This window comes from Aeromonas sp. QDB68, from assembly GCF_027707405.1.
Lineage (GTDB): Bacteria > Pseudomonadota > Gammaproteobacteria > Enterobacterales > Aeromonadaceae > Aeromonas > Aeromonas caviae.
In genome coordinates this window covers 1-21,401 of record NZ_JAPCIQ010000023.1, presented here as the reverse complement: position 1 = coordinate 21,401, position 21,401 = coordinate 1, and the positions used below count along the sequence as shown (strand labels likewise).

Below are 21,401 nucleotides of genomic sequence, written 5' to 3'. Positions count from 1 at the left end.
GGTCTCATTGGGGATAGGGAACCCAGTCCCCCTGCCCCAGCTTGATGTGGTACTTGCCCTGATATTCGATCACCACCGAGCCCTGGTTCTCGGACACCGACGGGGTCTGTGGCAGGTCGCCCAGCAGGGCATCCCAATCGATGGTCTCGCTCCCGAAAACATCCTTCCCCACCAGCCTGGAGACCAGTTCTGATACCGCCAGGAAACTGCTGGGGGTGTACACGTTGCGGGTCGCCTCGTGGGGCGCCTTGGTACCGAGCAGGGCTACCCCCACCGGCACTTGGGTGATGCTCGGGCTGGGAATGTCCCGCAGCCCGGCCATCTGCATCTTGTCGCCGGTGAGAGCGGCGCCGTGCTCAGGCACCATCACCACGGCCACCTTGCGGCCGGATTGCTCCAGCGTCGTCATGAAGTCGTCCAGCTGATCCAGCAGGGTCTTGAGCCTCGCCTTGTAGGGCGCTATCTGGCGGCTCGCCACATAGCGGTTGCCATCGTGCAGGGCGATGAGGTTGAAGAAGGTGACGTTGCGTGCCGCCTGACTCTGTGTCCGCTCGTTCAGCCAGCGGCCGAACAGGGCATCCCCGCGATAGATGGGCTCGCCATCGAAGGAGGCGAGATCATGGGCCAGTCCCTTCTTGTCCATGGGGGTCACATCCAGCCCGGCATACTGCTGCAGGCCGGTCAGGTAGTTGCCAAAATCCCCCGAGTGATCCATGGCCACCTGTTTGGCAAAGCCGAGCTGGGCCAGATTCTCGAACAGCAGACACTGCTTCGGCGCCGTCACATAGAGCCCCTGGTGGCTGGTCTGCCCGCAACTGGCCCGCAGCAGGCGAATGGAACTCGGGCCGCTGTAGGAGGTGGCGGAGTTGAAGCGGTTGAAGCGAATGTCGAAGTGGGACCAGACCGGATGCCCGCTCAGGCCGCTCGCCTCCACATCATGCCAGGCCAGGGAGCAGACATTGATGATGAGCACATCGAAGGGGGTCGCCTGGGCTGGCAGGCTCTCCGGGAAGTGCACCAGTCTCTCCTGCTCCTCCCGATAGAAGTCATCGAGATAGGCGTTGAGGTTCTCGTTGGTCGGCGGGGCACTCTGGTCAGGCTGCTCCTCCATGGGCAGCACTGAAGAGCGGGTCTCCTCCCGGGACGTGTTCAGGGCGTGCTCGCTCGCCCCCTTGCTGCTCGCGAAGGGATTGCTCACCTGGGGCGAGACCCAGAGCCAGAGCAGCGCCAGCAGGATCCAGGGGGTGAAGCGCAGCCACTGGGCGATGAACAGATAGAGCGTCAGCAGCACGAACCCCGCGCCGACCATCTCCCAATTGATGAAACGCCCGAGCAACTCCGTCCAGTAATCCAGGGTGAAGGAGAAGACCTGGCTGCCCTGGGAACGAATGCTCTCTATCCCCGGCAACCAGGTATCGTGATAGAAGATCCCCGCCCCCACCGGCAACGCCAGCCAGTGCCGCGCACGGCGCCACCCGGCCCTTGGCAGGGGAAAGATCAGGAAGGCGGCAAACACCAGGTTGATCAGGGGGTGGAAGTTGAGATATCCCCCCCAGAGCAGGGCGAGCTTGGCAAGAAAATAGACATTCCAGCCACCCAGGCCGTGCCAGTCCAGCCAGGGAGAATCGGTATCAGAAACGTGTCGGGTCATCGGCGATGAGTCACCTGTTATCGTGGGCCCCCCGAAGGGGCCGGGCACACTGCAATGGTTGTCAAAAGAATAGCCTGACTATTATGCAACTATTAATTTGTCTCAGGTGGCGCTGAACCTGACTCCCCCGGATGGGTGTAAGGGGAATGAGAGGGGCCGTATGTATCCATATATTATCCAAACGATCCCGATAAGGCAGCCTTCTCTGACAAAATGGCGGGAACGTGCAGACGGGATGCAGGATCCTGACAAGGGCCCCGCGCTTACCACTGCGACAGACTTTGTCAGCCCTGTCGCCATCTCGAACAACTTGAGGCCACCTCTGGATTGCGCCATCATATCGGCCCGGCTGATGGCCGGCCGAATTGGACAGTCAACTTCAAGGACCCCCCATGTTTGAACACGTCGATGCCTATGCTGGCGACCCCATACTGACGCTAGTCGAGACCTTCCATAAAGATACCCGCGAGCAGAAGGTGAACCTGGGGATCGGCCTCTATTACGATGAGCAGGGCCGCATTCCGCTGTTGCCGTCGGTGCAGCAGGCCGAAGCGCAGCGCGCCGCTGCCCCGGCCCCGCGCCCCTACCAGCCGATGGAAGGCGCCGCCAACTACCGCACCGCGGTGCAGCACCTGCTGTTTGGCGCCGAGCACGAAGCGGTCAAGGCGGGTCGCATCGCCACCATCCAGACCATCGGCGGCTCCGGCGCCCTGAAGATCGGTGCCGATCTGCTCAAGCGCTACTTCCCGACCTCCGAGGTGTGGGTCAGCAATCCCACCTGGGACAACCACAAGGCGATGTTCGAGGGGGCCGGCATCAAGGTGCACGACTACCCCTATTACGATGCGGCCACCGGCGGCGTGCAGTTCGACGCCATGATCGACTGCCTGAGCAGCCTGCCTGCGAAAAGCATCGTGCTACTGCACCCCTGCTGCCACAACCCGACCGGGGTGGATCTCTCCCGTGCCCAGTGGGACCAGGTGATCGCCCTGGTGGTCGAGAAGAACCTGATCCCCTTCATGGACATCGCCTATCAGGGCTTCGGTGATGGGCTGGAAGAGGATGCCTATGCCATCCGCGCCATGATGGCCGCCGGCGTCAGCTTCTTCGTCAGCAACTCCTTCTCCAAGAACCTCTCCTTCTACGGCGAGCGCTGCGGTGGCCTGTCGGTCATCTGCAAGGATGCCGAAGAGGCCGGTCGGGTACTGGGCCAGATGAAGGCCACCGTGCGCCGCAACTACTCCAGCCCCCCCACCCATGGCGGCCAGATCACCGCGGCGGTGATGAGCCAGCCCGAACTGCACGCCATGTGGGTCGGTGAGGTGACCGAGATGCGCACCCGCATCAAGGCCATGCGCCAGAAGCTGTTCGAGGTGCTGAGTGCCAAGGTGCCGGGCCGCGACTTCAGTTACTTCATCAACCAGCGCGGCATGTTCAGCTACACCGGCTTCACGCCGGAGCAGGTGGACCGCCTTCGGGAAGAGTTCGCCGTCTACCTGGTGCGCTCCGGTCGCATGTGCGTGGCGGGCCTCAACAGCCGCAACGTCGACTACGTGGCCGACGCCATGGCCGCCGCGCTCAAGGGCTAAGCCCGCAAGCCCCGCTCAGGCGGGGCTTTTCATTTGTCCCCTTGCCCGTGGAACCGTGATGGATCTCATTGCCCTCTCCCGCCTCGGCGGTCGCCACCTGGTGACCCTGCATCTGCTGCTCGACACCCGCAGCGCCGAACGCCTCTGCACCACCCCCTCCACTGTCAGCAAGACCCTCAACCAGTTGCGCGAACTGCTGGGGGATCAACTGCTCTACCGCCAGGGCAACCAGTTGCTGCTGACCCCGTTTGCCGAGCGCCTCGGCCCAACTCTGCGCCGCCTGCTGGGGGAGCTCAACGGCCTCACCAGCCAGGAAGGATTTGCCCCTGCCAACTGGCAGGGGGAGCTAAACCTGGCGATGCGGGAGAGCAGCATCATCTGGCCCATGGGGGCCGTACTGGGTCAGTTGATGCAGGAGGTGCCGGGGCTGATGCCCGTCGTGCGTAACAAGGACGAGCAGGGACTGGCTGCTCTGGCGGCGGGCAAGCTCGACTTCGTGATCCTGCCCCACGATCAGAGCCAGCCCGGGGTCAATCAGCCCGGCCTCGTCTGGGAAACCTTGCGGGAGGACGAGCTGGTCTGCCTGATGCGCGCGGATCATCCGGCGTTGACGCGCCCCTGGGATCTCGATGCCTACCTGAGCTGGCGCCACATCGCCATTCGCGATCAGGAGCTGGCCGATCCCTTCTTCGAGCAGAGTCTGGCCCAGCGCCAAGTACGGCGCAGACTGGGGGCCACCCTGCCGGATTTTGGCAGCGCCGCCGCCCTGCTGCGCCAGAGCGATCTCATTCTCACGGCCTTGACATCCTCCCCGCCCTAAAGGACGGGGATTCCTACTGCTAGACGGCGATGTCCCGCCGCAAGAATGTTCTTGGCCGCATTAATATCGCGGTCATATGTCGCTCCACATTCAACACAAGTCCATTCTCTTATTCCGAGATCTGCCCTACCTTTCGGACTGCTTGTGGGAATTGTCCCGCAGCACGAGCAAGTCTGGGTGGAGTAGCTTTCATTGACGACTTCAAACCACTGACCGCGCTATCGCTTTGTATTACAGTTGTGTCTTGAGCATTGCCCAGCCAGCGTCCAGGACTTTGCCATCCTGGTCTTTACCAGTTTGCTGGGGCTCACATCGCCTACGAATATTCCTATCCATAATAAGCCAATTAAATCCAGATATCAATACGAATATTGTTAACCAAGCTTCTAATTTATAAGAAAGAAATACAAACCAAGATGAGCGGTCGATGCCCGCTTTGCTCTACCTCCCCTCCCTAAAAGGAAGGGGCTTCTCGCAAAGATCTGGTGAGCCGCCCCGTTCCCTTCGATTACGGCGCCGTGACCCACAGCCTGGTGTGGTATGGCCCCCTGGGGGAAGATCCCGCCCTGCGCTGGTTCCGTCAGCGCATCCTGCAACTGGCCCGGGAGCTGGACGCCCCACAATGATGCCTGGTGGCAGGACTCAGGGCTTCTTGGTATAGATGGGGCCTGGGAAAGAGGTGACGTTGTTGCCCAGTTCGGTGATGCGGGCGGCCCCCTGCTTGCGCACCTGATCGACCCGCAGCACGTGGTGCATGGGAATAAGGGTGCGGGTGACGTCGGCAAATTCGCTCTTCAGCTTCTCGTGGCTGGGGTCGACGATGAGCGCCGTGTGGTTGTCCCACACGAAGTGGGCGATCTCGATGAAGCCAAACAGCTGGCCCTGATTCACCTCTCTTACATAGACTTCGTAACGCTCGCTGTGACAAATGAACTGCACTCGATAAAGGGCGTTGGATTCACTCATGGGTATCTGTTGGTGATGGACGGTTTGCCCATTCTAGCCGTCCCCTCGGACAGCCCCTATAGACAGAGTTCACAGTTGCGTCATATCGGGTCTCAGCATCCCGACGTGCCGCAGAGCTCAGATCGCAGGCAGCATCACCGACCCAAATCCCTTGGCCTTCAATGCGTTGGCAAGCACTGTCAGGTCAGCCGACCCGGCTTCTGGCCATGACAGCGCCTCCCCTCGCACCCCGTGGTGGCGAAAGCCGTTGAGGCGGATGGGCACGGGCCCCAGCGACAGCAAGAAGGCCGTCAACGCCTCCTCCAGCGCGCCGGTGGCATCGAGAAAATCGCTCCGCCCCGGCACCAGCAGCAGCCGCACCTCCGCCAACTTGCCCGCCTGCGCCAGCAGTTGCAGCGATGCCAGCACCCGCTCGCGGCCCCGCCCGGTCAGGGCCAGATGCACAGGCTCGCGCCACCCCTTGAGGTCTATCATGGCGCCGTCCAGCACCGGCAACAGCCGCTGCCAACCCGTTTCACCCAGGGATCCGTTGCTGTCGAGCAGGCAGGTGAGACGGGCCAGATCCGGCGCAGCCTTGATGGCCGTGAACAGGGCGATCACGAACGGCAACTGGGTGGTAGCCTCCCCGCCGGAGACGGTGATGCCGGTGAGCAGCGGGCCATAGCGGCGCAGCAGGGCCAGCACCTCGGCCACCGACATCTGGCGCGTCTTGGGGCTGGCGTGGCGAGGGCAGACATCTAGGCAACGGTCGCAGTGGGTACAAAGCTCGGCTTGCCAGCTCACCCGCCCCTCCTGCATCGCCAGGGCTCCGCCCGGGCAACCGGGCACGCAGTCACCGCAGTGATCGCACAACCCCATGGTGTGGGGGTTGTGGCAGCCGGGGCAGCGGAAGTTGCAGCCCTGCAAAAACAGCACCAGCCGGTTGCCGGGGCCGTCCACGCAGGAGAAGGGCAGCCAGCGGCTCACCGTCGCCCTGAACTCGGCCCCCTTCTGCCTGCCGTTCTCAGTGCTCATTCAAGAGGGTCTCGATAGCCACCACCCGCGGTGCCCGCTGGCGGATCCCGGTCAGCTCGCTCGCCTCGGCGCCGAGGCAGGTGGTCTGCAGCCGCGAGCCTTCTGCCGCGAAGCGGGCCACATCGCGCTTGCGGATCATGTAGCCGGTCACCCGCACCAGATCGCTGTCCGCCACGTTGGCACTGAATTCGCGCATGCCGAGGGCGAAGGCCCCCTTGCAGAGTTGCAGCAGCGCCTGCGGGTTCTGGCGTATGGTGGGATCCAGGGTCAGGATCTCGCTGATCCCGGAGTGATAAAAGCCGTGGTGGGGCGCCAGGGCCAGCAGGTGACTGGCGGGATCCGGCTCCTCGCCATAGGGGATCCGTACCCCCGGGGTCACGCCCCTGTCCACGCTGAGTCCACCCTGGGCGTGGAGCAGGGCGCGGCCGCCCCAGGCATGGGTCTGGCCCCTCCTGGCCACCCACTCGGAGAGGCGGGCAGAGATGCGATAGCCAAGCTGGTTGGCCTCATCGTCATGGCCATAGCGCCACGGCAAACCTCCCTTCTCCATCAGCAGGTTCACCGCCTCCGCCATGCCAAAGATGCCGAACATGGGGACGAAGCGCGTCTCCTCGACCAGCCCCTCCTCCACCAGGAAGCTGTCGAAGAAACCCGACTCCCGGTGCAGGAAGGCGGCACGCGCCTCGATGAGCCGCGAGGCCTGCTCGCAATAGTGAGGCAGTGTGCGCGCCATGAAATCCTCAACCCCTGCGCTCTGCCCGGCCACGCCCTTGAGGGAAAGGCGCACCAGGGTATTGGCACCGCCCCCCAGGGGCAGGGCATTGTAGCAACTGACGATGCCAAAGCCGCGTTCGTCGAAGGTGTCCCTGTGCAGCGGATAGTTGACGATGTGGGGCTTGCTGCAGGCCGAGATGTTCTCGACCCCTTGCAGCAACAGGCTGTCCGGAGTCTGCACCGGGTCGTGGAACAGACTGAGATTCGGCGCCACCTGCTGGAGTTCCCTGTCGATGCGCAGGATCAGCCGGCAGATCCGGTTGTCGTCGGGGCCGATGTTGACGTGCATGAAGGCATCCGGCAGCACCCGATCCAGATAGATCCAGAAGGCCTTCAGCTTGCGATGGAGCGTTTCATCATCCAGCTCACCGACGAAGGGCAGCAGCAGGTGATCGAGGCGCCCCAGCCAGACCGGCATGCTGGTGACGGAGGGCACGTGGTGGTAGAGGATGCGCAGGGCATCGAGGGCCTCGTCGAAGTCACGCGGTGGCGCCAGCTCCAGCCAGGCCGAGCCCTGGCGCAAAAACCGCGCGTAATCCGGCAGCACATAGCGCGGCTTGTAGGGGGCGTGCCCCTCGAACATGTCGCACAGCATCCCTTGTGCCATGGCATCCTGCACGGCGGCAGGCAACTCGGGGTAAGGCAACGCGTTTTCGGCGGCGAGCGCCAGGGCCCGACCCTTCTGGGCCGATGAGAGCAGAGGGTCGCGCACGATGCGCTGGCAGGTTTCGGTGAAAGACATGGCTCGCTCCGTGGCGGGTGGAACCAAAATCCTCACACTTGAGAGGCCTTTTTTGAAGTGACATTCCCAACTGAGCGGATATCCCATTAAGACATCCGCCATGCCGGATCACGGCACATCCTTCACCAGGGCCAGAACAGGGCCACGCCCCCCAGCCAACGCAGCAGGAAGAAGCCCCCCATGCCGACGACCACCACCACCAGAGTAGGCAGGCGCAGCAGGGTCAACACCGTCACCAGCAGGGTGGCGGCCAGGTAGTCCGGATCCCAGTCCAGCCCGTGGCCGGGCTCATAGCTGAAGACGATGGGCAGCCAGATGGCGGTCAGCACCGACTGGGCCGAGAAGCTGAGGAAAGCCCCCATCTCGGCCCCCGGCTGATAACGGGTCAACCGCGAGAAGAAGGCAAAACGGTTGAAGAAAGTGATCAGGGCCAGCAGCCCTATCATCAGCCAGCCCATGATCACCTCCTCATCCGGTGCAGCACATAGCCCACCACCATGCCGGCCAGGGCCGAGACGATGATGTGGATCTCCGCCAGCAGCGGCTTGGTGACGAGCGCCGTCCCGCCGCTCACCAGAGTGGCCGCCACCATGGGCAGGTTCTTCATGGCGGGAAGCGTCATGGCGATAAAGGTGGCGGCAATGGCAAAGTCGAGCCCCATCTTGTCCAGCCCGTCAATGTACTGGCCGGCGGCGATGCCGAGCAGGGTCGCCAGGTTCCAGAACAGATAGAAGACAAAGCCCGCGATGAGCGCATAGGCGGGATTGAAGGCGCCGCTGCGCTCCCTCTCTTTCAGCGCCACCGCAAACATCTCGTCGGTCAGGAAGAAGGCGATGCTGGCCCGCCAGCGCAGGGAGAGCGGCAGCACGTCGCGCCGGAAGGTGAAGCCATAGAGCAGATGCTGGGAGGTGATCACCATGGTGGAGCCCATGATGGGCAGCAGCGGCGTCCCCGCCCCAAACAGGGTGGTGGCCGAGAGCTGGGCCGCCCCCGCATAGACCAGCAGCGACATCAGCTGTGCCTGGAGCGGGCTCATACCCGCCTGAAGCGCCAGGGCGCCACACAGTATTCCCCAGGGGATGACGGAAATGGAGAGCGGGAGCATATCCAGGGTGGCACGCCACCAGAGCGCCCCCGTGCGCTCGGGCACAGGGGGGCGGGTTTCCGACATCATGGGATCATCCTTGTCACAGCCAATGCGAACCGGAAAAACTAGCACGGCGCAGGAGGCAGTGTCACGTCATGGTCTGCGACAAATGCAACGCCCGCATGAGAGCGGGCGTTGGCAGACAGGATCAGGGCTCGATGATGATGGGAGTGCCGGGCTCGATGGCGTTCCAGATCTCGTCCATCTCGTGGTTCAGCACCGCGATGCAGCCATTGGTCCAGTTGGACGGCTGCACCCTGCGATCCCCCAGGCTGTTGCGCTGGCCGTGGATCATGATCATCCCGCCCGGGTTCACACCCAGCTCGTTGGCGCGCTTGATGTCGTCCAGATTCGGGTAGTTGATGTGAATGGCCTTGTAGAAACCGGAGTTGCTCTTCTTGTAGTCCAGGGTATAGCGACCTTCCGGGGTACGCTGATCCCCTTCACGCTGCTTGTGTCCCTTGGGAGCCGGGCCCAGGGCAATCCAGTAGCGCTTCACTTCCTTGCCATCCTTCATCAGGGTCAGGCTGTAACTCGACTTCTTCACCACCACCATATCGGCGGACAGAGTGGCAAAACTCAACGCGGGCCACAGCCCCAGCAAACACAGCAATACGGCTCTCACTATCCATCCCTCTGCGAGCCTTCTGGGCTCTCTTGTTAGCAAATCATCTGAATGCCGCCACCCTCTGGTGGCGAGCGAGCGCCATGATATGGGATCGCCGTGAATACTCAATATATCGGGAGAAACATATCTGTGGCCAGCAGGGGGAAATGGCCGTCAACCCGCCATGCAGACACCCTGCCAAGGGTAGGGCGTCGCCTCTTGCCCGCAACCGGGCGCCTCAGCGCTGATCGTCAAGGCCAGGAAGATGGCGCAGGAAGAAAAACCAGCGGGCAGCGCCGTCAAGGACACTTGAGCCTGTCCACCCGCCAATCCAAGGCTGGCGCCATGGGGTCAGGTCATCTCAACCCACAAAAAAGAGCCCCTGATGGGGCTCTTTTGACGGTGCGACACAGGGCTCAGGCCGGGTTCACTGGTGCAGCGGTCTCAAGGCGCCGGATCCAGGCCTCGAACTCTGCCAGCATGCGCGCCTCGGACTCGCTGTTGTCGGCGATAAGCTCGGCCCCGTGTACCACCCGGATATGGGCGTCGAGGGGCGTCCCCTCCCCTGCCGGTGGGCGCTGCCGCGCGGCCGCCATGCATGCTTGCGCCTGTTGCCACGCCTCGGCGGCACTCCGGTTGCACGCCTCTGCCAGCGGCACCGCACTGAAACCCTCGCCGGTGAGGCTCTGCAGTGTCTCGTCGTGGGTAATGCCGTTGCCCGGTCCCCAGTAGTGGGTGGCCAGATCCGGCCCGATGCGCGGGTTGTCGGTGAGGTAGCCGTCGCGCCTCAGGAAATAGGCGCGGGTCTGCTCCACTGCCATCAGCGCCAGCAGATAGCCGTGATAGGCACAGGCCGACTCCTGGTTCAGAAGGTGCGGGATAGCCAGCAGCGGGCGTGGGCTCTCCACCCCCAGGATCTGGCGCTCCCAGCGGCGGGCCAGGGCCAGCACGGCTGCCGGGGTGCGCTCGCTATCTGCCATGGCGTAGAGATCCCGCTCGAAGTAGGCCACCAGCGCGATCTGGCGCTCGTTGAAGGCGCGAAATGGCTGGCGCGCTTCAATCATGGCCTGGATAAGCGCATCGGGGATGGGTTCTCCCGCCGCGTTTCTGGCGTAGCGCTTGAGCCAGTCCGCGTCGTCCAGCAGGCTGTCGCAGAACATGGACTGGGTCTCGGCATAGGCCATGGAGGTGGGCGGAAACTCCTGGGAGAAGCAGGGGGCGTTGCCGGTGACGTTGGCAAAGTGCGCCGCGTGGCCTCCCTCGTGGAACAGGGTGTTGAGCCCGCTCCAACCGCTGCCCACCTGGGCCGGATTGGCCAGGCTGGTGAAATTGACCACCGCCGGCACCCACTCTCCATCCTGCCAGAAGCTCGGCACCGGGCCGTGACAGAAGCCGTTCTCGTATTTTCCCTCCCGGGTCAGCAGATCCAGGGTGAGGGTGGCACCGCGGTACTGGATGCCGAGCCGGCGGAAGCTCTCGACCCAATCCTTCAGCGCCCGGGAGAAGGGCACGTAAGGGTCGAGCTGGCGGGTCACGTCACCACTCACGCTGTAGCGCAGGTTGTGGGGCAGCAGGGCTGCTTCCCCCTTGGCCGCTTTCAGCTCCGCCAGACTCTGGTGCAAGCGGGCATCGGTGCGGGCGATGAAGTCGTCAAGAATGGCAAACAGCTGCTCCGGGCTCATCTGCTCGTTCTTGTGCACCTTGTAATCGAAGTAGTCGCGATAGCCCATGGCACGGGCAAAGCGGTTGCGCAGCGCGACGATGGCCAGATAGCCGTTGTCGACCACCCACTGCTCCAGGGTCTGGAACATGGCGAGCGCGCTCTGGCGCACCGCCTCGTTGCTGCTGGCGGCCAGCGCCGTGCTGGCGGCGGGCAGACTGCCGGGCACCTGGCGGCCCTGCTCGTCCAGCAAGGTGAGCTTCAACCCCTTGCGACGGGTGAAGAGATCCGCCTCGGCGGCCACCAGCTCGTCCATCAGGGCGGAGGCACCGGGATCTTCGATGACGTTGCACTCGAAGAAGGCGATCCAGCCCCCCAGGCCGCGCCTGAGATCCGCCTCTTCGGCCTGGGCCTGCATCTCCCGCAACACCGGCAGGCGGGCAGGATCGGCACAGAACGCCTTGTAGGCCTGTTCGGCCGCGGTGAAGCCTGCCTGATCGTCGCTGGTGCCCATGTAGGTGGACCAGAACAGGTCCTCCTTGCGACTGTGCACCTGCAGGTAATCGGCATTGAGCTGGTTGAGATAATTCCTGGCAATGGAACTCATAACTTCCCTCTTGTTATGGGGCGACCACGGGGCGCCCACTCCTTTTTGGTGAAATGCCAACCCATTCACACTTCTTGCAAATTGAGTAGACAAATTGTGCGCCGGGATGCGCGCCATCACGCTATCAAAAGCGAGGGTTTCTGTCTGCTGGCTATACTGGTTGTCAAACTGCTCAATTGGCTGTTTTCCACCGCAACCCATTGAAAGTTAATGATATGTTAAAAATAATAACAATCAGGTCCGGCCGGCAGTTCGGCCACAATCAGACCCGCATGGGAAAGTAAGGATAAGACTATGTTCAAGCTCGGTGATATTGCCGTGAGTCGCAAGCTGATGCTGCTGCTCTCACTGGCCCTGGTCGGCTTCATCGCACTGCTGCTCATCTCGGCCAGTGCCCTGCACCGCAATCTGATGAGTGAACGGGAAGCCAGGCTGCAGGCGGTGCTGGATCTGGCCATGAGCCGGATCCAGGCTCTGGCCGCCACCCTCCCCCCGGAGCAGGCCAAGGCACAGGCCAAGGCCATGCTCGACAGCATGCGCTTTGACGGGGACAACTACCTGTTCGTGTTGAATGAAGATCGTCGGGTGGTGGTGCATCCCGCCAAACCCGAGCTGGTCGGCCAGCAGATGGGCAACAACCCTGCCGAGTCCCACTGGCAGCACATGGTGGATCTCGGCAAGGGCGGCCACCAGGGCAGGCTGGAGTATCAGTGGGTCTCCCCGTCCGGCGAGGCGGCCCAGAAGATGTCGCTGGTGACGGGCTACCAGCCCTGGGGCTGGATCCTGGGCTCCGGTGTGTTGTTGCAGGACATTGAGGCCACCATGTGGTCGCAATATGAGTGGATGGGTGGCGCCACCTTGCTGGTGATCCTGTTGATGGGGCTGCTGGGACTCGCCATCAGCCGCTCCATCGTCAATCCCCTGGCCGAGATCAACAAGGCCATGGCCCGGGTCGCGGCCGGCGATCTGGTGGTCAGCATCCCGGTGCTGGGCAGGGATGAGCTCGGCACCGTCGCCAGCTCCACCAACCAGGGGCTGGATGCCATCCGCCGCGCCCTGCTGGAGGCGAGCCAGGGGGCCCGCAACGTGGCGGATGCCGCCCTGCGCATCGCCACCTCCGCCGAACAGACCAACCAGGCGGTCAACAGTCAGCGGGATCAGCTCGCCCAGCTCGCCACCGCCATGAACGAGATGAGCGCCACCATCGCAGACGTGGCGGGTCACGCCGAGAATACGGCCCGCGACACCCAGGATGCCACCAGCGAGGCCGGGCTCGGCAACCAGGATGTCCATGCCAGCGTGCACGGCATCCAGGCGCTGGCCACCGAGGTGGATCAGGCCACCTCGCAGGTCAACCAGCTCAAGGAGGGTGTGATGCAGATAAGCGAGGTGACGGCGGTCATCAGCGCCATCTCGGAGCAGACCAACCTGCTGTCCCTCAACGCCGCCATCGAGGCGGCCCGGGCCGGCGAGCAGGGCCGTGGCTTCGCCGTGGTGGCCGACGAGGTGCGCCAGCTGGCCAGTCGCACCCGCCACTCCACCGAGGAGATCCAGAGTACCATCACCCAGTTGCAGCAACGGGCTGTCACCGCCGCCAACGCCATGGACGCCAGCCGCAAGCTGGCGGAGAGCAGCGTCAACCAGTCCGAGAAGGCGGGGCAGGATCTCTCCCTCATCGTCAATCACATCCAGCACGTGAGTGACATGGCGACCCAGATCGCCACGGCGGCGGAGCAGCAGAGCATGGTGGCGGAAGACATGAACCGCAACGTCAGCGGCATCAACGACTCGGCGCTAGAGATGTCCCAGGCGGCCTCCCAGTTGGCCCAGGAGAGCGAACTGCTGGCCGGTCTCTCCCGAAGCCTCGACGAGCGACTGGCGGTGTTCAAGCTGGACAACGCCCAAGCCCAGGACAGGATGATGCGACCGACCCAGGCGTCCTCTTCCCGAGCAGGCATGCAACCCCGCCACTGAGTGGCCCCATGAGCCCCTGCCAGGCTGGCAGGGGCTCCTTTCCTGTCATGGCCACGGGAGCCTCTCCCGGGCCACCCTCTCGCACTGAACCAGCGCGCAGATCCCGATGGCGTGATCTACCGCTGATGCGCTGCTCCGATGAGACGGCACTGTCAATTTTTACACTTAATTTTTTAACAAAATATAGTCATGATGAGTGGTCGCCACAGGCGGCACCATGATCCTTTCTGTAGTCATTTGGCAAACTGGTTGAAAGGCCAGGACGCAAAGCCTCCGGTCTAAAGACAAGCTGTCCAGGATAGCGGGGTTGCAGCACCGTGTTTCGGGGAACTCCCCTGCCAACGTGACTGCCCACATCACCGAACAGAGGAATGTATGGCAGCAAATATCCGACTCACCCATCTCGCGGCAGCGCTGGCGCTGCTGGCCAGTGGCGGCGTGCTCGCTCACGGCTACATCAGCCAGCCCGAAGGGCGCAACTACCTGTGCAAGACAGGGGGCAACAGCCAGTGTGGCGCCATCCAGTGGGAACCCCAGAGCCTGGAAGCCCCCTCCGGCTTCCCTGATGGCGGCCCCGCCGACGGCCAGATAGCCTCGGCCGGTCACCCCCAATTCGGCGAGCTCAACACCCAGACCCTCGATCGCTGGACCAAACGTGAGGTGCAGGCCGGCCCCTTCGCCATCAGCTGGACCTTCACTGCCAACCACGTGACCCGCAACTGGCGCTACTACCTCACCAAGCAGGACTGGAACCCGAACCAGCCCCTCACCCGGGATGCGTTCGATCTCAATCCCTTCTGCGTCATCGATGGCAACATGGTGCAGCCCCCCAAACAGGTGACCCATCAGTGCACCCTGCCCCCGCGTACCGGTTATCAGGTCATTCTCGGGGTGTGGGAGGTAGGGGATACCGCCAACAGCTTCTACAACCTGATCGACGCCCGGTTCAAGGATGGCACCCAGCCCCCGCTGACCTGGAACCAGGGAGGGACCATCTATCCCTCCATCGACCTGGTGGCGGGTGACAAAGCCAGAACCCGGGTGTTCGATGCCAATGGCGAGCGCACCGATCTCCAGACCGAGCTGACCATCGCCAGCGCCGGGCAGGGCCAGAAGAACAACTGGGCCCACGCCCTGGCGAGCAAGATCAACGCCGAGCAGAGCCAGATCCGTGCGGGCCAGCAAGGTACGGACGGCCAGTTCAACCCCGTCTATGGCCAGAACCCGGTCTACCTCAAGGCTGGCAGCAACCTGCAACGGGTCGAGATCCAGCTTGAGCAACAGCAGCCCCCGGTTGAGAACGGGATCAGCGTGAGCGGTCTGGCGAGCGACTACCCCCTCGACAACGGCAAGCTCACCCTGGCTTTCACCGTCACGGCCCAGGGGGATCTCGCCATCACCAACACCCTCTATGACCACGGCGGTGTCGCCAGGGGACAGAGCAGCGCCGACATCAAGGACGGCAGCCAGAGTTTCTCCATGGCGCTGACCGGCTTGAGTGCAGGCCACCATCAGCTGGTGATCGAGGGCAAACCCAAGGCCGGTGGTGACGCGGTGCAGCAGACCCAGGACCTCATGTTCAAGGATCCGGCAAGCGGGGGCGATTACCAGTTCACCTTCCCGGACGGCCTCAAGTCCTACACCGCCGGAACCCGGGTGCTGCAGCCGAAGAACGGCAAGGTCTATCAGTGCAAACCCTTCCCCTACAGCGGCTGGTGCAGCCAGTGGGCGAGCACGGCCACCCAGTATGAACCGGGCGTAGGTTCCCACTGGCAGGAGGCCTGGACAGCGCAGTGATGGGACGTATCCGACCTGGCGGGAACCCGCTCGGCGTTTCCCGTGCCAGATCAGGTCAACATCAAACAAACGGGGAGCACATGGCTCCCCGTTTTTCATCCCCCCTCGGTTCAGATCTGATAGTCGAGCAGAGGCTCGTTGCTCATGGCGCGGGCCTGGATCTCCGCCAGCGCCAGCTCGGGGTTGCAGAGCTGGATGAACTGCCAGGCAAAGTTGTGCTGGAACTGCCCCTGCTTGAGGCCGATCCAGGCGGTGTGCGGCGCAAACAACCGACTGCCGTCTAGCTGCACCAGTCCCTTGTCCCGCTGGGAATCGAACGCCATGTCCGCCAGTATGCCCACCCCCATCTCCAGCTCGACATAGGTCTTGATGACGTCGGAGTCCTGGGCGGTCAGCAGGATCTGCGGCACTATGCCCGCCTCGGCAAAGGCATCATCCACCCGTGCCCGACCGGTGAGGCCGGCCTGATAGGTGACGATGGGCCAGTGGGCCAGAGCGGCCAGGGTCAGCTCCCGCTCGGCGGTGAGAGGGTGCTGCTCCGGCACGACGATATTGTGGTGCCAGCGGTAGTAGGGAAAGGCCACCACCCCTTCGCTCTTGTCGAGCTGCTCGCTGCTGATGCCGATGTCCACCTCGCCGGTCTGCACCAGCCGCACTATCTCCTCCGGGCTCCCCTGACGCAGCTCCAGCTGTACCAGAGGAAATTGCTCCCGAAACGCCTTCACTACCCTCGGCAGGGCATAACGGGCCTGGGTATGAGTGGTCGCGATGAGCAGCCGGCCTGAGTCGCGATTGGCAAAGGTGCTCGCCAGTTTGCGGATGTTGTCGGCATCCCCCAGGATACGCTCGGCGATCACCAGCAACTCCTTGCCCGGCTCGGTCATGCCGAGCAGACGCTTGCCATAGCGAATGAAGAGGGCGAGCCCCAGCTCCTCCTCCAACTCGCGAATGTGGCGGCTGACCCCGGACTGGGACGTAAAGAGGGCATTGGCCACGTCGGTCAGGTTGTAATCCCGCCGTGCCGCCTCCCGAATGATTCGCAATTGCTGAAAGTTCACCTCATCGCCTCCTGCGCTGAGTGGCGGTGGCTCGTGCCACCGTCCTCTTGTTATGGATTGCCGGGATCATAGCCCGGCAGCAAGCCTGACAGAGGGCCGCACCTCGCGGCTTGCCCTCAGATCTGGTAGTCGGGATAGAGCTGTGCCTGCCTGGCCACCAGACGCACCCCCTGGCCGGGGGCAAAGGCCCGGGCGGCCTCCTTGCTCAGTTCGGCCTCGTAGTGGGCGCCTCCCGTCTCCCCATCGCCACGCAGTTCCACCCGGATGCGCGGCCCCATGGGCAGCAGGCGGGTAATGGTGGCGCGAATGCCACCGGGGGCATCCGAGGGCAGGATCTCCAGCTCGTGGGGGCGCACATAGGCAATGGCCGCACTCCCTTCTGCCAGATGGGAGGGGATGGGGCCACCCAGTTGCTGTTCACCGATGCCGAGCCCCTGCCCGGCCACCCTGCCACGAAACAGGTTCACGCTGCCAAGGAAGCTGTGCACGAAGGCACTGGCGGGCTGATCATACACTTCGGCAGGGGTGCCAATCTGCTCTACCTTGCCGGCGTTCATCAGCACCACCCGATCCGCCACCTCCAGGGCCTCTTCCTGATCGTGGGTCACGAACAGACTGGTGACATGCAGCTCGTCGTGAAGCTCACGCAGCCAGCGGCGCAGTTCCTTGCGCACCTGGGCATCGAGGGCGCCGAAAGGCTCGTCCAGCAGCAGCACCTTGGGCTGCACCGCCAGGGCCCGGGCCAGGGCGACCCGCTGGCGCTGACCACCGGAGAGCTGGGTCGGGTAGCGTGCCGCGACGTGGCTAAGCTGCACCAGATCCAGCAGCTCCTTGACCCGGGTGCGGATGGCCGCCTCGTCCGGGCGTTCGCTGCGCGGCTTGACCCTCAGGCCAAAGGCCACGTTCTCGAATACCGTCATGTGGCGAAACAGGGCGTAGTGCTGGAACACGAAGCCAACGTTGCGCTCGCGCACATGGAGATCCGAGGCATCCTCGCCGCGGATGATGACGCTGCCACTGTCCGCCTGCTCCAGCCCGGCAATGATCCGCAGCAAGGTGGTCTTGCCGCAGCCGGAGGGGCCGAGCAGGGCGACCAGCTCACCGTCGTGAAAATCGAGGTTGATGTCGGCCAGCGCCGCGTACTGATTGAAATGCTTGTTGAGCCCTTGAACCTGAATGCTCATGAATGCCTCTCCTATAACCGTTAATTCGGGATCAATGGGACTGGGTCGGTTGGCCTCGCAGCCTGGCCAGCAGGGTCTCACCCAACAGGGTGAAGATCCCGAACAGCGCCAGCAGGCTGGCCACCGCGAAGGCGGCACCGGTCTGGTACTCGTTGTAAAGGATCTCGATGTGCAGCGGCAGCGTGTTGGTCTGGCCGCGAATGTGGCCGGAAACCACGGAGACAGCGCCAAACTCCCCCACCGCCCGGGCGGTACAGAGCAGCAGGCCATACATCAGGCTCCAGCGAATGCCGGGCAGGGTCACCCGCCAGAACATCTGCAACCCGCTCGCCCCCAGCATGATGGCGGCCTCCTCTTCCTCCGGGCCCCGCGCCTCCATCTGGGGCAACAGCTCGCGCACCACGAAGGGCACAGTGATGAAGGTGGTCGCCAGGATGATCCCCGGGGTAGCGAAAATGATCTTGATGTCGTGCTCGCTGAGCCACTCGCCGAACCAGCCGCGACTGCCGAACAGCAGCACGAACATCAAGCCTGCGATGACCGGTGAGACCGAGAACGGCAGATCGATGAGGGTGATAAGCAGTTGCCGGCCAGGGAAGCGGAACCGGGCGATGGCCCAGGCAGCGGCCAGCCCGAACAGCAGGTTCAGGGGCACCGAGCAGAGCGTCACCAGAGCGGTCAGCCCCAGGGCGCTCAGGGCATCCGGCTCGCTGATGGCGTGCCAGAAGAAGGCCAGACCCGGGCTCAGCGCCTGGATGAAGACGGTGGCCAGCGGCAACAGCAGCAAGGCGGCAAACCAGCCCAGACCGACGGTGACCAGCAGCCATTTGACCCAGACCGGTTCATGGGTCACCGGGGGATGACGCGCCGGGGTGGCCGGAGCCGACTCCTGGGCCTGATCGAGATGTGCAGTAGAGGCGTTCATATACGGCTTCCTCCGATGCGAGCCCAGCTCCAGGCTTGCAACTTGTTGATGAGCAACAGCAGCACAAAGGAAATGAGCAGCATGACGGACGCAATGGCCGATGCACCGGCGTAGTCATACTCCTCCAGGTGACTCATGATCATCAGGGGGGCAATCTCGGACACCATGGGGAGGTTGCCGGCAATGAAGATGACAGAGCCGTACTCCCCCACGCCGCGAGCAAACGCCAGGGCAAAACCGGTGAGCAGCGCAGGTACTAGGGTCGGCCACAGTACCCGGATGAAGGTCTGCCAGCGGTTGGCACCCAGGCTCGCGGCCGCCTCCTCTTGCTCGCTCTCCGCTTCCCGCAGCACCGGCTGCAGGGTACGCACCACAAAGGGCAGCCCGATAAAGGTCAGGGCAATGACCACCCCTATGGGGTTGTAGGCAAGCTCGATGCCCAGCGGAGCGACCCATTGGCCAATCCAGCCGTTGGGGGCAAAGATGGCGCACAAGGCAATGCCGGAGACGGCAGTCGGCATGGCAAAGGGCAGGTCGATCAGCGCATCCACCAGTCTGCGGCCGGGGAAGGTATAGCGCACCAGTACCCAGGCCAGTATCAGACCGAACAGACTGTTGAGCAGGGCGGCAATGAAGGCGGCGCCAAAGCTCAGGCGAAAGGAGGCGAGCACCCGGGGGGAGCCGATCACCTGCCAGAACTCGGCGGCGCTCAGGTTGTTCACCGCAAACAGCACCAGTGCCGAGAGCGGCAGCAGCACCAGTATGCCCAGATAGAGCAGACTGAAGCCCAGCGTTGGCCCCAGGCCTGGCAGGACGGAATAAGAACTTAATCGCATAACACATCCATTTGTTATAAATACTTTGGATGTGACGATTTTGCTCACGGCGGCCAGGGACAACAAACACCAATAATGCCTTTGCTAAGCACTTTTTTATCTAACAATGGTGGAACAAGGCTTTTAGAGCGATAAGCATAAAAAAAGGTCTTTTATATAAATAAAAGACCTAAAAGACGGAGCGGTAAAACCGGGAACATGCAAAGTCAGTCACGCTGGCCAAGTTGCCAGCCCGCCTGGAAATCGTGCCGAGACAATCCGATGGTCCCTCATCGAAAACTGAGTGCGGCCTGCTTGCCCCACTCGGCAGGAGCAGGCTCCACCACCATTTCGGCACGGCGGTATAGGGTGCCGAGCAAAGCGAGCCCCTGGTGCCACTCCCCATGGCCGGACTGGGCATTGATATGGCCCACTTCCCCCGCATCGAACAACGGCACCTGCCACTGCCGGCTCCAGAACTCTGCCCGCTCAAAACTCATCCAGGGGTCATTGCGACTGGCGATCAACTGGGCAGAGACTTTGATGGACCCCGTCAACACCTCATCCGGGATACCGAAACGGGCAGGATCGGCAGGGGCAACGATGAAGATGGAAGAGACCTTGTCTGGTTGCAGTCTGGCGGCAGCGATGGCCGTCAGAGCGCCGAAGGAGTGGGCGACCAGGTGGACCCGGCTGCGCCGGCTCCTGAGCTTGCTCGCCAGCTTTGCGCTCCAGACCGTGAGATCCGGCTTGTCCCAGGGCAGACCCATCATTCTCTGCCACTGGGGAAATTGCTGGTGCCAGCGGCTCTGCCAGTGATCCGGCCCACTGTTGTGCAGACCGGGAACCAGAAGGATCTTGTTCATCGTGGTACTCCTATCTGTTGTCACAGGGGCCTTCATCTCTTAGCGGCCCGGTTGGTAAATCTGGTCAAACGATCCGCCCTGGGCGAAGTGCTTCTTCTGTGCCTTGTCCCAATCTCCTTCCAGATCCTTGACAGTAAAGAGCGTCAGGTTGGGGAACTGGGCCGCTGTCTCCTTCAGGATCGCCGGATTGCTCGGACGATAGTGGTATTTGGCGATGATGCGCTGCCCTTCGTCAGAGTAGAGATACTCGAGGTAAGCCTTGGAGACGGCCTCGGTACCATGCTTCTTGGCTACCTTGTCCACCACGGCTACCGGCGGCTCGGCCAGGATGGAGACCGAGGGCACCACCAGTTCGAACTTGTCGCTGGTGCCCGGCTGATTGAGCACCAGCAACGCTTCATTTTCCCAGGCCAGCAACACATCCCCGAGCCCGCGTTCGATGAAGCTGGTGGTGGCGCCACGAGCCCCGGAGTCCAGCACCTTCACATTCTTGAACAGATCGCTGACAAACTGTTTCGCGCCCTCTTCAGTGCCGCTTTTCTTCAGGGCATAGCCCCAGGCAGCCAGATAATTCCAGCGCGCACCGCCGGAGGTCTTGGGGTTGGGGGTGATGATGGCGACATCCTTGCGCACCAGGTCGCCCCAATCCTTGATCTGCTTGGGATTCCCCTTGCGCACCAGGAAGACGATGGTGGAGGTGTAGGGAGAGGCATTGTTGGCCAAACGCCCTTCCCAGTCGCTGGCGGTGAGACCTGCCTTGGCCACCGCATCCACGTCATAGGCCAGCGCCAGGGAGACCACATCAGCCTCCAGTCCGTCCACCACGGCACGAGCCTGTTTGCCTGAGCCACCGTGTGACTGGCTCACCACCACATCGTCGCCGGTTTTGGCCTTCCACTCCTTGGCAAAGGCACTGTTGTACTCCTGGAACAGCTCCCGCGTCGGGTCATAGGAGACATTCAGCAGCCGCACCTCGGCGGCTTGGACCTGACCGAGAGCCAGCAGGGAGAGAACGGTGAGAGCGGTCATTCGCAGTTTCATGGTGATACTCCATATCGTTGGGTTGAGTACAGCATGCCCGCTTATGCATATTCCATGAAGAAAGAAAAAGCGCTTTGCTTATCTCTTATACCAATCAGATTAAAGATGTGATCTAATTGCTCTATTCTGGTTTCACTGTACTCAGTATGTCCGATCCAATCGAT

At 62.9% G+C, this 21,401-nt stretch carries 19 protein-coding genes, 1 pseudogene and 1 riboswitch; of the genes and pseudogenes, 5 read left to right on the top strand and 15 right to left on the bottom strand.

Annotation, left to right across the window (positions count from 1 at the left end):
• Positions 1–4 precede the first annotated feature (4 nt).
• Positions 5–1,651 carry a cellulose biosynthesis protein BcsG gene (gene bcsG, locus PG892_RS09590; RefSeq protein WP_270825356.1) on the bottom strand — a complete coding sequence of 549 codons (1,647 nt, stop codon included), beginning with the start codon at positions 1,649–1,651 and terminating at the stop codon, positions 5–7.
• 392 nt (positions 1,652–2,043) lie between these two features.
• Between bcsG and PG892_RS09585 the strand changes: the two genes are divergently transcribed.
• Both PG892_RS09585 and PG892_RS09580 read left to right on the top strand, forming a co-directional pair.
• Complete coding sequence (locus tag PG892_RS09585) at positions 2,044–3,240, top strand: amino acid aminotransferase (RefSeq protein ID WP_270825355.1); 1,197 nt, start codon at positions 2,044–2,046, stop codon at positions 3,238–3,240.
• A gap of 58 nt (positions 3,241–3,298) precedes the next feature.
• Positions 3,299–4,060: a LysR family transcriptional regulator gene (locus PG892_RS09580; protein ID WP_442865630.1), complete on the top strand. Its 762-nt coding sequence runs from the start codon at positions 3,299–3,301 to the stop codon at positions 4,058–4,060.
• Here the strand turns inward: PG892_RS09580 and PG892_RS22625 are convergent.
• Positions 4,057–4,263, bottom strand: a pseudogene (locus PG892_RS22625) (zinc ribbon domain-containing protein); the annotation flags it as partial. The gene PG892_RS09580 and the pseudogene PG892_RS22625 sit on opposite strands and share 4 nt — an antisense overlap.
• A gap of 282 nt (positions 4,264–4,545) precedes the next feature.
• On the opposite strand from PG892_RS22625, the gene PG892_RS09575 reads away from it, so the two are divergent.
• A complete protein-coding gene (locus PG892_RS09575; protein WP_442865629.1) occupies positions 4,546–4,686 on the top strand; it encodes a hypothetical protein in 141 nt (46 codons plus the stop codon).
• A 16-nt stretch (positions 4,687–4,702) separates the two neighbouring features.
• Here the strand turns inward: PG892_RS09575 and PG892_RS09570 are convergent, their stop codons facing one another.
• From PG892_RS09570 to PG892_RS09540, 7 genes are all read right to left on the bottom strand, one after another.
• Positions 4,703–5,026, bottom strand: coding sequence for a DUF1820 family protein (locus PG892_RS09570; RefSeq protein WP_010672837.1), 324 nt, complete (start codon positions 5,024–5,026; stop codon positions 4,703–4,705).
• A gap of 117 nt (positions 5,027–5,143) precedes the next feature.
• The gene (locus PG892_RS09565; RefSeq protein ID WP_270825370.1) at positions 5,144–5,992 is read right to left on the bottom strand and encodes a YjjW family glycine radical enzyme activase; all 849 of its coding nucleotides are present in this window, start codon (positions 5,990–5,992) and stop codon (positions 5,144–5,146) included.
• A 37-nt stretch (positions 5,993–6,029) separates the two neighbouring features.
• The gene (locus PG892_RS09560) at positions 6,030–7,556 is read right to left on the bottom strand and encodes a YjjI family glycine radical enzyme (RefSeq protein WP_270825354.1); all 1,527 of its coding nucleotides are present in this window, start codon (positions 7,554–7,556) and stop codon (positions 6,030–6,032) included.
• A gap of 122 nt (positions 7,557–7,678) precedes the next feature.
• Positions 7,679–8,014: an AzlD domain-containing protein gene (locus tag PG892_RS09555; RefSeq protein ID WP_010672834.1), complete on the bottom strand. Its 336-nt coding sequence runs from the start codon at positions 8,012–8,014 to the stop codon at positions 7,679–7,681.
• Between the two features lie 2 nt (positions 8,015–8,016).
• A complete protein-coding gene (locus tag PG892_RS09550; RefSeq protein WP_270825352.1) occupies positions 8,017–8,730 on the bottom strand; it encodes an AzlC family ABC transporter permease in 714 nt (237 codons plus the stop codon).
• 121 nt (positions 8,731–8,851) lie between these two features.
• Entirely contained in the window at positions 8,852–9,328 is a 477-nt protein-coding gene (locus tag PG892_RS09545) for a L,D-transpeptidase family protein (protein ID WP_029313677.1), read from the bottom strand.
• Positions 9,329–9,726: 398 nt separating this feature from the next.
• A complete protein-coding gene (locus PG892_RS09540) occupies positions 9,727–11,577 on the bottom strand; it encodes a M3 family metallopeptidase (protein WP_270825351.1) in 1,851 nt (616 codons plus the stop codon).
• A 294-nt stretch (positions 11,578–11,871) separates the two neighbouring features.
• On the opposite strand from PG892_RS09540, the gene PG892_RS09535 reads away from it, so the two are divergent.
• Together PG892_RS09535 and gbpA are read left to right on the top strand one after the other, a co-directional pair.
• Complete coding sequence (locus tag PG892_RS09535) at positions 11,872–13,551, top strand: methyl-accepting chemotaxis protein (RefSeq protein WP_270825350.1); 1,680 nt, start codon at positions 11,872–11,874, stop codon at positions 13,549–13,551.
• 229 nt (positions 13,552–13,780) lie between these two features.
• A riboswitch (cyclic di-GMP riboswitch) is annotated at positions 13,781–13,866 on the top strand.
• A gap of 60 nt (positions 13,867–13,926) precedes the next feature.
• Positions 13,927–15,348: an N-acetylglucosamine-binding protein GbpA gene (gene gbpA, locus PG892_RS09530; protein WP_270825349.1), complete on the top strand. Its 1,422-nt coding sequence runs from the start codon at positions 13,927–13,929 to the stop codon at positions 15,346–15,348.
• Between the two features lie 110 nt (positions 15,349–15,458).
• Here gbpA and cbl read toward each other — a convergent pair whose 3' ends face one another.
• The 6 genes from cbl to PG892_RS09500 form a co-directional block, all read right to left on the bottom strand.
• A complete protein-coding gene (cbl, locus tag PG892_RS09525; protein WP_010672828.1) occupies positions 15,459–16,406 on the bottom strand; it encodes an HTH-type transcriptional regulator Cbl in 948 nt (315 codons plus the stop codon).
• A gap of 116 nt (positions 16,407–16,522) precedes the next feature.
• Entirely contained in the window at positions 16,523–17,590 is a 1,068-nt protein-coding gene (locus PG892_RS09520) for a sulfate/molybdate ABC transporter ATP-binding protein (protein ID WP_010672827.1), read from the bottom strand.
• 31 nt (positions 17,591–17,621) lie between these two features.
• Positions 17,622–18,515 carry a sulfate ABC transporter permease subunit CysW gene (gene cysW / locus PG892_RS09515; RefSeq protein ID WP_010672826.1) on the bottom strand — a complete coding sequence of 298 codons (894 nt, stop codon included), beginning with the start codon at positions 18,513–18,515 and terminating at the stop codon, positions 17,622–17,624.
• Positions 18,512–19,351, bottom strand: a complete 840-nt coding sequence (gene cysT / locus PG892_RS09510) for a sulfate ABC transporter permease subunit CysT (protein WP_039039454.1) — start codon at positions 19,349–19,351, stop codon at positions 18,512–18,514. Before cysT ends, cysW begins: the two co-directional genes overlap by 4 nt.
• Before the next feature lie 269 nt (positions 19,352–19,620).
• Positions 19,621–20,196, bottom strand: a complete 576-nt coding sequence (locus PG892_RS09505; RefSeq protein WP_010672824.1) for an RBBP9/YdeN family alpha/beta hydrolase — start codon at positions 20,194–20,196, stop codon at positions 19,621–19,623.
• 39 nt (positions 20,197–20,235) lie between these two features.
• On the bottom strand, positions 20,236–21,237 hold the full coding sequence (locus tag PG892_RS09500) for a sulfate ABC transporter substrate-binding protein (RefSeq protein WP_042864432.1): 1,002 nt from the start codon (positions 21,235–21,237) through the stop codon (positions 20,236–20,238).
• Between the last annotated feature and the right edge of the window lie 164 nt (positions 21,238–21,401).

Bases quoted from the DNA above. Each gene is read 5' to 3' on its own strand.
- gbpA (WP_270825349.1), top strand. From the start codon at position 13,927: ATGGCAGCAAATATCCGACTCACCCATCTCGCGGCAGCGCTGGCGCTG.
- PG892_RS09550 (WP_270825352.1), bottom strand. From the start codon at position 8,730: ATGATGTCGGAAACCCGCCCCCCTGTGCCCGAGCGCACGGGGGCGCTC.
- cysT (WP_039039454.1), bottom strand. From the start codon at position 19,351: ATGCGATTAAGTTCTTATTCCGTCCTGCCAGGCCTGGGGCCAACGCTG.
- PG892_RS09570 (WP_010672837.1), bottom strand. From the start codon at position 5,026: ATGAGTGAATCCAACGCCCTTTATCGAGTGCAGTTCATTTGTCACAGC.
- PG892_RS09580 (WP_442865630.1), top strand. From the start codon at position 3,299: ATGGATCTCATTGCCCTCTCCCGCCTCGGCGGTCGCCACCTGGTGACC.
- PG892_RS09555 (WP_010672834.1), bottom strand. From the start codon at position 8,014: ATGGGCTGGCTGATGATAGGGCTGCTGGCCCTGATCACTTTCTTCAAC.
- PG892_RS09540 (WP_270825351.1), bottom strand. From the start codon at position 11,577: ATGAGTTCCATTGCCAGGAATTATCTCAACCAGCTCAATGCCGATTAC.
- cysW (WP_010672826.1), bottom strand. From the start codon at position 18,515: ATGAACGCCTCTACTGCACATCTCGATCAGGCCCAGGAGTCGGCTCCG.
- PG892_RS09505 (WP_010672824.1), bottom strand. From the start codon at position 20,196: ATGAACAAGATCCTTCTGGTTCCCGGTCTGCACAACAGTGGGCCGGAT.
- PG892_RS09520 (WP_010672827.1), bottom strand. From the start codon at position 17,590: ATGAGCATTCAGGTTCAAGGGCTCAACAAGCATTTCAATCAGTACGCG.
- PG892_RS09585 (WP_270825355.1), top strand. From the start codon at position 2,044: ATGTTTGAACACGTCGATGCCTATGCTGGCGACCCCATACTGACGCTA.
- PG892_RS09560 (WP_270825354.1), bottom strand. From the start codon at position 7,556: ATGTCTTTCACCGAAACCTGCCAGCGCATCGTGCGCGACCCTCTGCTC.
- bcsG (WP_270825356.1), bottom strand. From the start codon at position 1,651: ATGACCCGACACGTTTCTGATACCGATTCTCCCTGGCTGGACTGGCAC.
- PG892_RS09535 (WP_270825350.1), top strand. From the start codon at position 11,872: ATGTTCAAGCTCGGTGATATTGCCGTGAGTCGCAAGCTGATGCTGCTG.
- PG892_RS09500 (WP_042864432.1), bottom strand. From the start codon at position 21,237: ATGAAACTGCGAATGACCGCTCTCACCGTTCTCTCCCTGCTGGCTCTC.